The sequence below is a fragment of the Micromonospora sp. NPDC049529 genome (assembly GCF_055586685.1).
Genome location: NZ_JBVJHT010000016.1, coordinates 36,147 through 50,847 on the forward strand (window position 1 = coordinate 36,147; position 14,701 = coordinate 50,847).

Sequence of the window (14,701 nt, forward strand, 5' to 3'; positions counted from 1 at the left end):
CGGACGATATCGCGGCAGAACACCCGGTTTGTCGGATAATCCTGCCGCCCCCGCCGATCCGAGCGGCAGCGCGGCCGGTCAGGTCGGCCACCCCGAGTTCGACCGGCTCCTGGCTGCCGGGCACGACCCTGTCACGTCGGCATGGGCGAGGGTGGGGACGATGACGACGGTGGGCGGTTGAGGTGTCGGTAGGTGAGCACGACGAAGAGCAGGACGATGTTGACCGCGCTCGCCGCGACGAGGGGTGGCGCCACGAGCAGGCCGGGTGTCATGGCCCCGACCGCGAGCAGTCCGGCGAGGGCACGCCAGGGTCGACGAGCCCGGAACACCAGGGTGAGCAGAATCCGCCCGACGATGTGCAGTGCGACCCCGCCGACGATCACGACCGACCACACCGCCCGGGTCTCGCCCAGTGGTTGCCGGATGAGCAGTGCGTCGCCGACCGCGATGACGACCACTCCCGCAATCATGATCCCCTGACAGTAGGAAACGGCGATGGCGGCCCGTGGGGCGTTGGCGTCGACCACGGTGCCGAGATTCCGCCCGAGCGGAAGGATGTAGATCCACAACAGCATGACGGCACCTCCGAAGGCGACCGCGAAGGCGACCGTACGCAGGTAGTCGAAGCCCGAGGCGCTGTAGCTCAGTCCGCTCACGAGGATCGGCACGCCCAGGGCGACGATGTAGATCTGCCGGTAACGCTCCGCGATGTGCTCGCCGATCACCCGCAGCTGCCGCTCCGGTACGTGACTCAGTCGGGGAACCGGCCAGCCGAGCCAGGAACTGACGCCGTCCAGGGCGATCGCGACCGCCCACAGGATCAGCCGGGGCCCCGCCGGCAGAGCGGCGCCCACCAGCCACGGGACGGCGGAGATGCTGAACCAGATGAGGATCCGCACCGAGCGCGCCTGGAGCGGATGGCCCCACAGGACGGGGATGATCACCAGTCCCCGACCGACGTTGATCGCGGTGTACGCACCCGCGAACAGCAGACCGTCCTCGCCGAAGGCGCGGGGTACTGCGGCGGCCATCAGCAGTCCGGCGAACATGACGCCGATGATGAGACGTTGAAGGTACGGCTCGTCCGGATTGAACCAGTCGGTGGACCAGGCGGTCGCGACCCAGACCCACCAGATCGCGGCGAAGAGGACCGCCGACTGCGCCCCGTTGAGCAGGCTCGGATCGTCCAGTAACCGCTGCGCTATCTGGATCAGCGCGAAGATCAGGGCCAGGTCGAAGAAGAGTTCGTGGAAGGAGACCGACTGGGGCTGTTCCCGCTTGCGGAGGAGCCGTTCCCGCAGACTGCCCAGGCGCCGGATCGCGGGCTCGCCGATGCGGGCGCTGAGGACGACTCCGAGCAGCACCGCGTTGACCACGACCGCCGCGCCCACCAGCGGCAGGGTGATCAGCAGCGGTGACAGGGCCACCAGGATCAGCATTCCGGCCGGCGCCCGCTTGACCGGACGTTGGAACACCACCGCGACGAGCATCGTCCGTCCGGCAAGGTACAGAAACGGCCCGGCGATGAGGGCGGCCGACCAGGCGTCCGGGGCATTTCCGAGCGGCTGCCTGATCAGCACATCATCGGCCATCGCGGTGACGACAATTCCGGCGATCATCAGCCCGTGCGCGACGGAACAAAGCACCGCAATATAGGGCGGGCGCCGATTGAGCACTTCCGCGAGGTTGATTCCGCGCGGCAGCAAATAGCTCCAGAGCATCAGCACGGCGTTCACGAAGGCGAGCGCGAAAGCCACCGTACGGATTGCGTCGGGTCGCTGTTGGACGAGGGTCGTACCGCTGGCGAGAATCAGTTCACCGAGGCCGACGATGAAGACCTGCCGGTGACGCTCGGCGATGTGCTCACCGAGCACCTTCAGGTGCTCGCCGCGTACCCGGTCCAGGCCCGGCACCGGCCAGCCGAGCACGACACCGAGGTAGTCCACGATGACCGCCGCCGACCACAGCACCAGGCGCGGTGTGGTCGGCAGCGACGCGCCCGTGATCCACAGGACCGCACCCACGCCGAACCAGATCGCGGCCCGCACCGAGCGGATCTGCAACGGATGGCCGCGCAGGGCCCGGAGGATCGCCAGGTGCCGGCCGACGAGTATCACGACATACGCACCGGCGAAGACGAGGCCGTGGTCGCCGAAGGCTCCGGGAACGGCGGCGGCCACGACCAGCCCCGCGAACATGACCGCGGTGATGATCCACTGCACGTACGGCGCGCCCGGGTCGAACCAGTCCGCCGTACGGACCGCCGCCACCCAGATCCACCAGACCGCCGCCACGAGGATCAGCGTCTGCACGCTGTTTTCCCAGCCGAACCCTCTCAGCAGTCGCTGCGAAAGCTGCATGAGCGCGAAAATGATGGCGAGGTCGAAGAAAAGCTCAAGGAAGGAGACCTCCTGGGGGCCCGGCTTTCGTATGAGCCGTTCTACCCCTGTCTCCACCACAGCTCATCCGTCTCGCCGGTCCTGTCATATTCGTACCATGCGGAAAGACCGGGGCGGACCCGTACCAGGCGACGGGGCGAAGACGGGAAATCAGTGCGAGGAACATTCGGAAGCGCTCGTCCGCCGGCGACGCCGCAGTGCCGACGCACCCGGGGATCCTCCGGCCGGGCAGTGGGTCCGGGCGAAGGTTCCGGCCACGGCCGGGTTGCGCCCCAGCGGCGTACGGCGCCATCGCCACCCATCCGATCCACATTTCAACATCGCCGACTTATCACACGGCGAATACCCAGAGGTTAGCGAGGACTGTCGGATGTGAGACCGACAGTCAATGATCAACAAACTCGACAGGACCTCTCGTCAATGTGACGATTAGTGCCGGAACAGAGGGGGCCGCAGCCGTAACCGACAATTCGAATAGGCTCGACCGACCCCCTCTCTCACCGCACCGGAGGGGCTGACAGGGATGCGTCCGACACGATCAATCCGACGATTCGCCACCACCACCGCCGTCGTCGCGATGCTGGTGACAGGCACGGTCAGCGCACCAACCTCGGCCGTCGCCGCAGCACCGGGCATTGGCATCCAATCCACCACCGGATACGAGGTGATGGGCGACTGGAACGGGGACGGCATCGACACACCCGGCATTTTCCAACGACAGAACGCCACCTGGCACCTGCGCAACTCCAACACCACCGGAACTGCCAACATCACCTTCGTCTACGGCAATGCCAACGACCTCGGCTACCCGGTTGTCGGCGACTGGGACGGCAACGGCACCGACACGATCGGACTGGTCCGGGGAGACAACTGGCAACTGCGCAACTCCAACACCACCGGGACGTCCGACATAACATTCCGGTACGGCAGCGGAAGGCCCGCGCACCGGCCGGTCGTCGGGGACTGGAACGGGGACGGCGTCGACACACCCGGCGTCTTCCAGGCCCAGACCGGAACCTGGTACCTGCGCAACTCCAGCAGCACCGGCACCGCCAACGTCACCTTCGACTACGGCAGCGCCGGTGAGGGCGGCTTCCCGGTGGTCGGCGACTGGGACGGCAACGGCGTCGACACGGTCGGACTGGTCCGGGGGAACAACTGGTTGCTGCGCAACACCAACACGGCGGGCGGCGCCAACCTCAACTTCAACTACGCGAGCAGCCCGCCCTTCACCTGGGCGTTGCCGGGCGACTGGAACGGCGACGGCAGTGACACCGCCGGAGTGGTGGAACCGTCAGCGGTCTCGGTCTGGTACCTGCGCAACTCCAACACCACCGGGGTCGCCAACATCACCTTCCAGTACGGCTTCGACCCCACCCACTGACCCGGCCACCCGGGATCCGCGAGTAGCCGGTAGGAGAACCGACCTACCGGCTACTCGGCCGAACCGAGCTCCGGCTGGCGTCGCCATGCCCTCGATCCGTTCCACCGGGACCATGGTGGCGACCTGCTCGACCCCGTACGCAATGTCGAGGCGCTAGATTCCGCCCACGCAATGATTGGGGAGGGTCATGCTCGTTCTCGACACACGGTCGCTGCCCAGCACAGCGCGCGCCGAGGCCTTCCAGGCCACGGTCAGTGCCAACTGCTCCTCGAGCATGGCCTCGTTCGAGGACCCGGCCGCGATCCATGCGCAGATGACCGTCTTCGAGTTCGGTCCGGCGAAGGTCTTCAACATCGAGGCGTCGGGCACCACACTGCGACGCACATCGCGCATGTGCAGGGCCGAGAACGAGTCCTCGATCGCCCTGGCCCTGCCGATGCGGACCGACAACCACATGACGTGGGCGCGCGAGGAGCGCATGTTCGGGCCGCGCGACCTCATCCTGGTCGACCTGTCCGTCCCCTACGTCTACGGCTGGAAGGGCGGCGGCGCCTCCTACGCCCTGCATGTCGACGTGGACCAGCTGGGCCTTCCCCGGGACGCGATTCACGCCGCCGCCCGTGAGCTGCGCAGCAGCCCGCTCTACGGACTGGTCCGGGACCACGTCGCCCGGGTGACGGCACAGGCGGAGCAGTTGGTCGCCAGCGGGGCCGCGCCCGAGCTCGGCGCCGCCTCCGCCGAGCTGATGCGGGCCCTGGTGGTCTCCGCCTCGGGAGACGACCGACGGCTGAGCGACGCCATGCACTCCTCGATGCTGGCGCGCGTCCAGGCGTACGTCCGCAGCAACCTACGGGACCCGGACCTGACCCCGGCGCGCATCGCCGCGGCCAATGCCATGTCCCTCCGCGCGCTCTACAAGCTCTACGAGACGCTGGGCCAGAGCCTGGAACAGTCGATCATCGAGCAGCGACTGCAGGGCGCCCGGACCGACCTGGCGGCCTCCCGCCAGCGTTACACCTCCATCGCGGCGACCGCCCGCGCCTGGGGCTTCTCCAACCCGAGTTTCTTCTCCAGCAGGTTCCGCGAGGCTTTCGGCGTCACACCACGGCAGCTGGCCGCGACGAGGGCCACGGCCACCCGCGACAACGTCTCCTCGGACGCCGGTTGATCGCGCGCCTCGTGGCGGCAGCACGGTGGCGTCGGAGCCGGCTGACGCGGTGGGCGTCCTCCTGACGTCGGGCCGGCGGTGCTGCACGCAGGCGGCAGAACCGTGCGTCTCCGGAACACTTCCGCCGCTGCTGCGGTGCGACATTTCTCGCCGGGCCGGTCGCGACGAGGCCAGCCGGTCGCGCGACGGGTTCCGTGCGCCGAAACGTAGCTCCGCGAGGCCGTGAACACGCGTCGCGGACGTGGACGCCGCCGGCCCCGCCGCGACCTGCTCGACTTCCGGTACGGAAAGGACGCCTGACATGGCACCCGACACCATCGTGCTCGTGCACGGGTTCTGGGTCACCCCGCGCAGCTGGGAAAACTGGATCAGCCACTACGAGAACAGGGGTTTCCGGGTCATCGCACCCTCGTACCCCGGTTACGAGGTGGAGGTGGAGGCGCTCAACGCCGACCCCACGCCGATCCTGCAAACCACGGTGCCGCAGATCATCGGTCACTACGAGAGCGTGATCCGCGAGCTGGACCCGCCGCCGATCATCATCGGTCACTCCGCCGGAGGCGCGTTCACCCAGATCCTGCTCGACCACGGCTTCGGTGCGGCCGGCGTGGCGATGAACTCGGCACCCACCGAGGGTGTCCGGGTGGCACCGCTGTCGCAGGTCAAGTCGACCTTTCCAGTGCTCAAGAACCCGGCGAACCGGCACCGGGCGGTGCCGCTGACCGTCGAGCAGTGGCAGTACGCCTTCACCAACACGTTCACCGAGCAGGAGGGCCGGGAGCTCTGGCAGCGCTACGCCATCCCGGCCAACGGCGGCATCCTGTGGAGCAGCGTCCTGGCCAACTTCCAGCTCGGACGCCAGGACGCCCGGGTCGACTACCACAACGACAACCGGGCGCCGCTGCTGTTCGTCTCCGGCTCCGAGGACCACATCATGCCGCCGGCGATCCAGGAGTCGAACGCCGAGCACTACAGGTCGAACACCGTCACGGAACGCCGGGAGTACGCGGGCTACGCCCACCTGCTCCCCGCCCAGAAGGGCTGGGAGCAGATCGCCGACGAGGTGCTCGACTGGGCCCTGCAACACGCGCGCTGAACGACCGTCGTACCCCGGCGCCCTGAGCCGGTCGGCCGCCCGGCGGCGCTCCTACGGCAGTAGTTCGGCGTCGTGGATGAGGAGCGCGACCTGGACCCGGTTGTTGAGTTCCAGTTTGGCCAGCAGCCGGGAGACGTGCCCCTTGACCGTGGGCACGCTCACGCCCAGCGCGGCACCGATCTCCGCGTTCGACGCTCCGCGCCCGAGCGCGACGGCCACCTCGTGCTCCCGGTCGGTCAACGTGGCCAGGCGGTCACGGGCCCGGGCTCGCCGGGGGCCCGCCGCCGGGTCGGCGACGTGGTCGATGAGTTGACGGATCACCGTCGGAGACAGGGTGGCCGCACCCGCCGCGACGGTACGGACAGCCCCGATGATGTCGTGCGGTGGGGTGTCCTTGAGCAGGAAGCCGCTGGCTCCGCCGCGCAGCGCCTCCAGGACGTACTCGTCGGCGTTGAAGGTGGTCAGCACGATCACCTGCGGCGGCGACGGACGGCACCGGATGCGTCGCGTGGCGACCAGGCCGTCGACCCTGGGCATCCGGATGTCCATGAGGATCACGTCCGGCCAGTGGGCGTCCACGAGCAACACCGCCTGGGCGCCGTCCCCGGCCTCGGCGACCACCTCGATGTCCGGTGAGCCGCCCAGCAGGATCCGCAGCCCGGCGCGTACGAGTGGGTCGTCGTCGACGATCGCCAGCCGGATCGGGCGGTCCCGCCTCAGGCCGGCCACGGCAGCCAGGCCCGGAGCCGGAAGGTGTCGCGGTCGACGCCGTACTCGACCCGGCCGCCGGCCAGCGCGACCCGTTCACCGAGGCCGACGAGCCCCATCCCCGCGCCCGGTATCGTCGGCGGCTCCAAGGTGCCGGTGCACGGGTTGGTGATCGCGATCCGGAGTTCCTCGCCCGGCGTGCCGGCGAGCAGCACCTCCACCGCAGCGCCCGGCGCGTGCTTCCGGGCGTTGGTAAGCCCCTCCTGCACGAACCGGTACGCCGTCCGGCCGAGCACCACGGACGGGCCGGTCGGTGGCACCCCGCAGGTGTAACCGACCGTCATCCCCGTCGCGCGGGCGCTCTCCACCAGCTCGGGTAGATCGGTGAGGCCCGGCTGCGGCGGCTCCGGCCGCCCGGTCGTGCCGTCCCGGAGCACTCCGACAACGGTTCGCAACTCCTGCAACGCCTCGTGCGCGCTGGCCCGGATCGCCCCGGCCGCGAGGGCCACCTCCTCCGGCCTCGCGTCGGTGCGGATCTCCAGGGCTCCGGCGTGCAGGCTGACCAGCGACATCCGGTGGGCGAGCACATCGTGCATCTCGCGGGCGATCCGAGCACGTTCGGTCAGCCGCGCCTGCTCGACCCGCAGCTGCTGTTCGGCCTCGACGCGGGTCGCGTGGTCGCGCAGCGACCGGGTCAGCCCCCGGTACGCCTGCACGAACAGCCCCCATCCCACGACGGCGGCGCTGGTCACCAGACGCATCAGGACGTCGACCCAGAGCGGGTACGGCGGATGGTCCTGCAACAGGAAGTACCCGACACCGGTGAGGACGTTCACGGCGCCGAGCAGGAACGCCACCGGCGCCCGGCAGCGGATCGAGACGGTGAACAGCGCGACGGTGATCGCGCCGGTCGCCATGACGGACACCGCGCCGAACGGCAGGAGCACCAGGGCGAGCCCGAGCGGCCAGTGTCGACGTACCACCAGGGCGAACGCGCACAGCGTGCCGATCCCGACATCGACCGGCCAGGGCAGGGCCGCGCCGGGGGCGGTCGCGTCGCCCAGTGGCACCATCAGCGCGCCGTAGCCGCAGGCCAACCCGATCGCGATGCCGTCGGCGAGCCGGTCGCGTCGCGCCGATCGGCTGCCGCCCGCAGGCTCGGGGACGAGCAGGGCGAAGAGCAGGGCCGACATGTGCGCAGCCTACGAGGTCCGGGTACCCGGCGGGACCTACCAAAGTCGTGGTCGGGACCGGATCGGCCGGAGGGTGCCGGACCCGACCCTCGGCCGATGTGCTGCGGGCGTCGCCGGGCCATCCTCGGCCCCATGACGAGCAGAGAACTGTGGCGGATGGTCGCGGTGGTGGCCGCCGCGACGGCCTGGGGAATCGTGGCGGCCCGGTGGACACCGCGCGGGCCGCTGACCAACGGGCAGGCACTCTGGTCGGTCGGGATCAGCGCCTCGCTGGGTCTCGCCGCCGGTTGGTGGAGCCGTTCGCGGTGGGCGATGCTCGCGGCCCCGGCGGCCTTCGTGGTGGCGCTGGAGCTGGCCCGGATCGGGGTACGCGGACCGTCCGTGGACGCGCCGCACGCGAGCCCGTTCGGGATGGTCGCCCTGCTCGCCGGTCGGGGCGTGCACGGTGTGCTGTCGGTCCTGCCACTCGGGCTCGGCGCCGCCTACGGTGCCGGACTCACCCGCCGGGGCGGCAGCGGCAGCCGGATCCGGCGGGCCGGTACGGTCGCGCTGACCGCCGTCCTGGTCGTGGCCACGGTGGCGGTCGCCGTACCGGCCCGGACGGCTCCGATTCCGGGCGGGGTCGCCGAGCTGACCCTCGTCGACGTCGGCCCGCACCGGCTCGGCATGATGATCCGTGGCGCCGACGTCGAGGCGCCGGTGCTGCTGTTCATCCCCGGCGCACCGGGCGGCACCGAGATCGGTTCGATGCGCCAGCAGCTCGCCGCGTTGGAACAGCGCTTCGTGGTGGTCACCCTCGACCGGCGCGGCGGCGGGTCGTCGTATCCGGCGCTGGAACCCACGGGCACGGTCACCCTGGACGGGGCGGTCGCCGACACCCTGGCCGTCACCGACTACCTACGGAACCGGTTCCACCAGGACAAGATCTACCTGCTGGGACACTCGGGTGGCTCGATCGTCGGTGTGCTCGCGGTCCAGCGCCACCCGGAGAAGTTCCACGCGTACGTCGGCGCCGGTCAGGCGGTCGACCTCGCGGCCAGCGACCGGTTGTTCTACGACGACATCCTGGCCTGGGCCGGTGAGACGGGCCACGACAGCCTGGCGCGGCAGCTCACCGGCCAGGGCCCGCCGCCGTACGCGGACGTGTACCTCTACGAGCCGATCATGACGTACGCACCCCGCGTGTACGACTACGACCACGGCCCCAACGCGAAGGGCGCCACCGGTTTCGGTCTCGACGTCCCCGAGTACACCCTGCTGCAGAAAGTCCACCTGACGAACGCGGTCCTCGACACCTGGAGCGCCCTGTACCCCCGAATGCAGCACGTCGACCTGCGCCGCGACGCACCGCGACTGGAGGTACCGGTCTACTTCGTGCAGGGCGGGCACGAGATGCGCGGTCTGGCGACGGTCTTCGCTCAGTGGTACGAGCGGCTGCGGGCGCCACGGAAGCACCTGGACGTCTTCGAGACGGCCGGCCACCGGGCCATGTTCGAACAGCCGGACCGCTTCGTCGCGGTGATGGACCGGGTCCTGAACGGACGGTGACGCGCTGACCGCGTACCCGCGAGACCGAACCAACGTCGCTGTCAGCGCAAACCCATGGTGTCCCCGAGCAACCGGGCCGGCCCGCGCTGGCGGGCGGGGTGATGCGCACGGGAACCGGCGAGGATCGGTCGCACCCGAGGCCGCGGAGTGCCTCGGGTGCGACGAGATCGGCAAAGAAGCCGCTCACGGATGCCAGCGTGGTGCGGCAGCCGAGGCCGCCGCACCACGAGTGCGCTGTCAGGAGGTCGTGGGATCAGCCCGTGCGGCAGGTGACCGTCGGCCAGGTCCAGTTACCGTTGGCCATGATCGTCACCCCGAAGTTGTTGCCGCTGCCGTTCGGTCTGGCGGTGACGGTTCCGCTCGTGCCGCTGACGGAGGCGTTCCAGCTGTTCTGCACGCTCTGACCGCCGTTCAGGGCGAGGGTGACGACCCAGTTACTGGCGCCGCTGACCGCGACGTTCAGGTTGAACCGGTCGCTCCACTGCTGACCGGCGGAGAGCGTCGCGGTGCAGTTACCGTTTCCGGGTGGGCCGGTGGTGGGTGCGGAGGTGGGGTTGCCGCCACCGCCCTCCCGGACGGTGATGTCGGAGCTCCCGCTGCTCTGGTAGCCCTCGGTGGCCATGATCTGGTATGCCCAGCTGGAGCCGAGGTTCAGGCCGGCGCGGGCCCAGGCGTCGAAGTGGTTGGCGGTCGTGATGGTGCCGCTGCTGCGCTTCTGCTGTCGGACGCTCCAGTACTGGTAGAACGTGGCGATCCCGTCGATCGACGGCTGGTTGACCCGCTGGCTGCGGTAGATGTCGTAGGTGCTGCCGTCGGTGGTGACGGAGCCCATCCGGGTGGCGCCGGTGCTCGGGTTGTAGGTGCCGAAGTTCTCCACGACGTAGTACTCGATCAGCGGGCTCCGCGTCCATCCGTACAGGGCGAGGTAGCTGTTGCCGTTCGGGCTGTAGCTGCCCGAGTAGCTGACCGTCCTTCGGCTACCCGTGGCCCAGCCCTTGCCGCCGACCCAGTTGTTGGTGCCGCTGCCCCACTGGCTGGAGTACCGGCCGTCGGCGCGCAGGGTCATGCTGGCGTTGCCACTGTCTTTCCAGAACGAGAAGAAGTAACCGTTGTGCGTGCCGGTGGTGTTGGAGCTGACGGTCCGGTCGGCCTCGGCGTACGCGTTGGTGGCCATCGCCGTGCTGCCGACGGCCAGTACCGCGGCGCACATGGCGCCGAGGAGTAGCCGTATCCGGCCGCGCCTGCTCGATCTGGTGGGGGTGTGGTTGATGTCGGTCATGTTCTTGCTTCCTCCTCGGGACGGCTGACGGGAAGCCGGCAGTGCGATACGACCCGGCGGGCTGCCGGTGGCCGGGTGACGACCACCGGTCATCGGCGTCGTACCAGGCGGTGGTGGTGGTTGGCGGTCGTCCTGCGCGACGACCGGGAGAATGGGTCGCGGTGGATGGTTTGACAGTGATTGAGCACCGTCGATGGCGACGCTATTGACCCGGCCGTCGACTTGTCAACAACTTCCGGAAACATTTCGGAAACATGGCTCCGGTAGCAGGCTTCCCCCGGTGAGCTGTTCATCCTGAGCAACCGTCCTATCTGGTCGATCGGGATTGCCCGAGATCACATCGAAGTCTCGGCCCGAGAACCATGATCAGAGCGAGCGACACCGGAAATTCCGAAAACCTTCCGGATCGTCACGGCGCTGGCCGGGGTCCGCTGACCACGGGCCGTACCAAGCCCTGGTTCCAGGAGACCGGCCTTCAGGACGCCGCACAGCAACTCGCTTCCGATCTACCTGTACGGAATTGGTTGACAAGCGAACGCCCGAGATCAAAACATTGACTAATCCGAATTTGTGGGGCGTTTTCGACTGGGACGCAGCGTCGCGTCGGCGCGCCGCCCCAACCTGTCGAGGAGGATGGTCTTGATCAGACGAGGGCGCTGGATGCTGGCCACAGTGGTCGCAACGGCCGTGGTGCTGGCCGGCGCGACACCGGCCTACGCTCATGATCCGTTCCTCAACGCGAGCGAACCGACCCAGCCGTACGCCCAGCCTGCGGACGTGGCCGTACCGAAACGAGGGTGTGCGACGGTCGCCACCACCCCCACCTCGCCACCCACGCCGACCATCCCCGCCATTCAGATCATCTACGGCTGGCACGAGAGCGAAGGCAACCACTACGAGGCCTTCGTCGACGAGATCGCCAAGGTGGTGGATCGGATCGACTGGCTGCTGGACGAGTCGAGCAACTACGACCAGCACGTCAACTTCTCCTGCCGGTACACCCCGAACAGCACCTACGCCGACTACGCGCGGGCGCTGGTGGTGCCCGAGAAGCTCGACATCACGACCCCGACCGGCCAGGGCTCGGACTGGGTCGGCGTCTACAACGACATCACCGCCGCCGGGTACGACGACCCGAACCGCTGGTACTTCGTCTTCACCGACGCGCACGTCCCGTCCGCGACGAACTCCGCCTGCATGGTCCTGCCGGCGATGACCACCGGCGGCAACGGCTGCTTCGGCACCGCCGAGCTGTGGGACAGCGGGATCGTCGGGCACGAGTTGCTGCACCTGCTCGGCGCCGGCCACGCCTGGTCGCAGGAGACCAATCAGCAGTACGTCGCCGACATCATGATGGACTGGGCCAACTACTGGATGCTCGACCAGGACTTCAACACGAACTACGACCCGAGCGAGGTCTCGGCGAGGTTCTACCGGGACAGCCCCACCGGCTCGGGCGTCCTGCCCTGGAACGTGGCCGCCCACCCGACCCTCACCACGCCCACCTGCTGCGACGTCGGCTACAGCAACGACCTGCTCACGGCGCAGGAGCGCACCGTCGAGGCGAACACCCCGAGCGCGACCCCGACCGGATTCTCCGTGAGCGGGGGCGCCTGGATGCAGGTCACCCCGTCGTGCGGAGACGGCAACCTCTCCTGCTACTACTACGACGGGCGGCGCTCGCTCCAGGCGAACGTGCAGTCGCACGCCGAGGGGAAGGTGTCGGTGACCGCCCGGAAGTCCGTCACCGCCGGCCAGTACTACAAGTTCTTCGCCCGGATCCGGTCGGCCTCGGCGGGCTCGGTCAAGCTGCGGCTGTCCTGGTACAACGGCTCCGGCACCTGGATCGGCGACAGCGACAGCGGACTCTTCAGCATGGCCACCGACTGGCCGGAACGGACCTGGAACCCGGTCCAGGCCCCGTCCGGCGCCACCCAGGTCCAGCTCTCGGTGGTCAGCCCCGCCGGGCAGAACTTCAGCTACCAGCTCGACAGCCTGCAACTGATGCACTGCAACCCGAACTGCCGCCCCGGAATGTGAGTACGGCGTACGAATGAGGTTCGGTCCGGCGTCCGGTACCCGGACGCCGGACCGAACCGGCGTCACCGTGCACGGTCGGCTCCACGCACAGATCTGCGCGATCACGTTCCCGTAGTCCGCAGCCAGCCGTGGCATGGTGCAACGCTCCAGCACCGCCGTCCTGGCACGCTCGCCGAGATCTCGGCGCAACCGCGCCTCGTCGGGCAGCGTGGCGAGCGCCAGCACCGGACGACCGCCCGGCAGGACGCCCGGCAGGACGACTCCTGCCGGGCGTCCTGCCTGTCTGCCGGCAACGGACATTGCTTGACTGACCGCCATGACACCAATTCGGAAAGCGATCACCCGTACGGTGGTCGTCGGGGCACTGGTCGGTGCGACGGCGCTCACCGGTCCCACCTCCGCGTACGCGGAGTCCGGCCAGACGGCGCTTACCGGTCCCACCTCCGCGTCTGCGGAGTCCGGCCAGCCGGGGGCGGCCGGGGCCGCCAGGTCCATCCTCAACATCATCCCGGCACAGACCCGGGACCGGATGATCGCCCAGGCCCCGTTGGTCGACGCGGCCAATGTCATCCGCACCGCGGTGGAACGCGCGCCGGCACGCGGCTACGCCGGCATCGGCCTGGTCGACGACCACGTCACCCTGTGGTGGAAGGGCACGCCACCCACCGACATCACCGCAGCCGTCACCGCCGCCAGCCGCACCGCACCGGTCGAGGTGTCCAACGCCACCTACTCCCGCGCCGAACTGCGCAAGGCGGCCGCCAGACTCACCCCGGTGGTGGAAGCCGACCCGGCGGACGCGAGCCACTCGGTCAGGCTGCGCACGGACGGCACCGGCATCGAGATCGCCGTGGACGACACCCTGGGCACCAGGTTGCCGAAGCTGCCGCTCACCGGTGTCCGTACCAGCTTCGTCGAACGCGACCGGATGGTCGAAAGGTCGCGGGCCAACGACTCCGCGCCGTTCGACGGTGGGTCGGGCATCGGGTTCACCACACCCGGCTGTACCGCCGGTTTCGGCGTACGCGACGCCGACACCGACGCCGGTTACGTCCTCACCGCCGAACACTGCGGAGCCGTCGGCTCGCCCTGGCACGTCGGCTGGGACACGACCACCGGCACCGGCACGCTGGTCGGCTACGCGGTCGACAGCAACGACGACCACGACACGATGATCATCTCGACGTCGGCACCCGGCGACCACCTCTACGTCGGCGGCCAGCATGACGAGGTTCGCGCCCAGGTCGTCGGCTGGACCGAGGTCTTCCCCGGCCAACTGCTGTGCCAGTCCGGGTACACCTCGGCGGGGGAGATCGGTGGCCCCGTCTGCAACCTGCGGGTCGACTTCCACTACGACGACATCGAGGACCTCGTCGAGGCCACCCAACTCGACGGCGACGAATCGGCCCGGGGCGGCGACAGTGGCGGCCCGGTCTACGCCGTCAACGGCGACGGCACCGTGCTCGCCGCCGGCACCACCACCCGGTCGGCCGGCCCGGGCTTCGGATTCCAGGACTTCGCCACCGCCCGTGACGACTACGGCAACCTCGTGCCCGCGACGGCGATCGTCAGCACCTGCCGGGTCTCCTTCGTCGTCACCGACTCGTGGGGCACCGGCTACACCGCCAGCGTCACCGTCTACAACGACGGCCCGACCGTCAACAGCTGGTCGCTGGGCTGGGCCTTCCCCGCCGGGCAACTCGTCCAGGGCCACTGGAGCGGCGTCTTCCAGCAGACCGGCCCGGCGGTGACCGTCACCAACGAGACCTACAACGCCACCATCCCGACCGGCGGCGCCGTCAACTTCGGCTTCACCGCGAGCGGCTCCCCCGCCACTCCGGCACCGTTCACCCTCAACGGCACCACCTGCAACTGACGCCGTCCAC

At 69.2% G+C, this 14,701-nt stretch carries 10 protein-coding genes; 6 read left to right on the top strand and 4 right to left on the bottom strand.

Annotated features, from left to right (window positions below):
• Positions 1-131: 131 nt before the first annotated feature.
• Positions 132-2,459, bottom strand: a complete 2,328-nt coding sequence (locus ACZ6QQ_RS26370) for a low temperature requirement protein A (RefSeq protein WP_465879892.1) — start codon at positions 2,457-2,459, stop codon at positions 132-134.
• Between the two features lie 517 nt (positions 2,460-2,976).
• Here ACZ6QQ_RS26370 and ACZ6QQ_RS26375 point away from each other — a divergent pair.
• The 3 genes from ACZ6QQ_RS26375 (at position 2,977) to ACZ6QQ_RS26385 (ending at position 6,047) form a co-directional block, all read left to right on the top strand.
• Positions 2,977-3,783, top strand: coding sequence for a hypothetical protein (locus ACZ6QQ_RS26375; RefSeq protein WP_465879894.1), 807 nt, complete (start codon positions 2,977-2,979; stop codon positions 3,781-3,783).
• Positions 3,784-3,970: 187 nt separating this feature from the next.
• Positions 3,971-4,951 (top strand): helix-turn-helix domain-containing protein, encoded by a 981-nt coding sequence (locus tag ACZ6QQ_RS26380; RefSeq protein WP_465879895.1) that lies wholly within the window; start codon positions 3,971-3,973, stop codon positions 4,949-4,951.
• A 301-nt stretch (positions 4,952-5,252) separates the two neighbouring features.
• On the top strand, positions 5,253-6,047 hold the full coding sequence (locus ACZ6QQ_RS26385) for an alpha/beta hydrolase (RefSeq protein ID WP_465879896.1): 795 nt from the start codon (positions 5,253-5,255) through the stop codon (positions 6,045-6,047).
• A 51-nt stretch (positions 6,048-6,098) separates the two neighbouring features.
• On the opposite strand, the gene ACZ6QQ_RS26390 is transcribed toward ACZ6QQ_RS26385, so the two are convergent.
• Positions 6,099-6,785: a response regulator transcription factor gene (locus ACZ6QQ_RS26390; protein ID WP_465880044.1), complete on the bottom strand. Its 687-nt coding sequence runs from the start codon at positions 6,783-6,785 to the stop codon at positions 6,099-6,101.
• Positions 6,764-7,948, bottom strand: a complete 1,185-nt coding sequence (locus tag ACZ6QQ_RS26395; RefSeq protein WP_465879898.1) for a sensor histidine kinase — start codon at positions 7,946-7,948, stop codon at positions 6,764-6,766. The genes ACZ6QQ_RS26390 and ACZ6QQ_RS26395 overlap by 22 nt, the downstream gene beginning before the upstream one ends.
• A 132-nt stretch (positions 7,949-8,080) precedes the next feature.
• Here ACZ6QQ_RS26395 and ACZ6QQ_RS26400 point away from each other — a divergent pair, with 132 nt between their 5' ends.
• On the top strand, positions 8,081-9,496 hold the full coding sequence (locus ACZ6QQ_RS26400) for an alpha/beta fold hydrolase (RefSeq protein WP_465879899.1): 1,416 nt from the start codon (positions 8,081-8,083) through the stop codon (positions 9,494-9,496).
• A 253-nt stretch (positions 9,497-9,749) separates the two neighbouring features.
• Here the strand turns inward: ACZ6QQ_RS26400 and ACZ6QQ_RS26405 are convergent, their stop codons facing one another.
• A complete protein-coding gene (locus ACZ6QQ_RS26405) occupies positions 9,750-10,775 on the bottom strand; it encodes a glycoside hydrolase family 11 protein (RefSeq protein ID WP_465879901.1) in 1,026 nt (341 codons plus the stop codon).
• Positions 10,776-11,414: 639 nt separating this feature from the next.
• Here ACZ6QQ_RS26405 and ACZ6QQ_RS26410 point away from each other — a divergent pair.
• Complete coding sequence (locus tag ACZ6QQ_RS26410; protein WP_465879902.1) at positions 11,415-12,815, top strand: hypothetical protein; 1,401 nt, start codon at positions 11,415-11,417, stop codon at positions 12,813-12,815.
• A 316-nt stretch (positions 12,816-13,131) separates the two neighbouring features.
• Positions 13,132-14,691 carry a cellulose binding domain-containing protein gene (locus tag ACZ6QQ_RS26415; protein ID WP_465879904.1) on the top strand — a complete coding sequence of 520 codons (1,560 nt, stop codon included), beginning with the start codon at positions 13,132-13,134 and terminating at the stop codon, positions 14,689-14,691.
• Positions 14,692-14,701 lie beyond the last annotated feature (10 nt).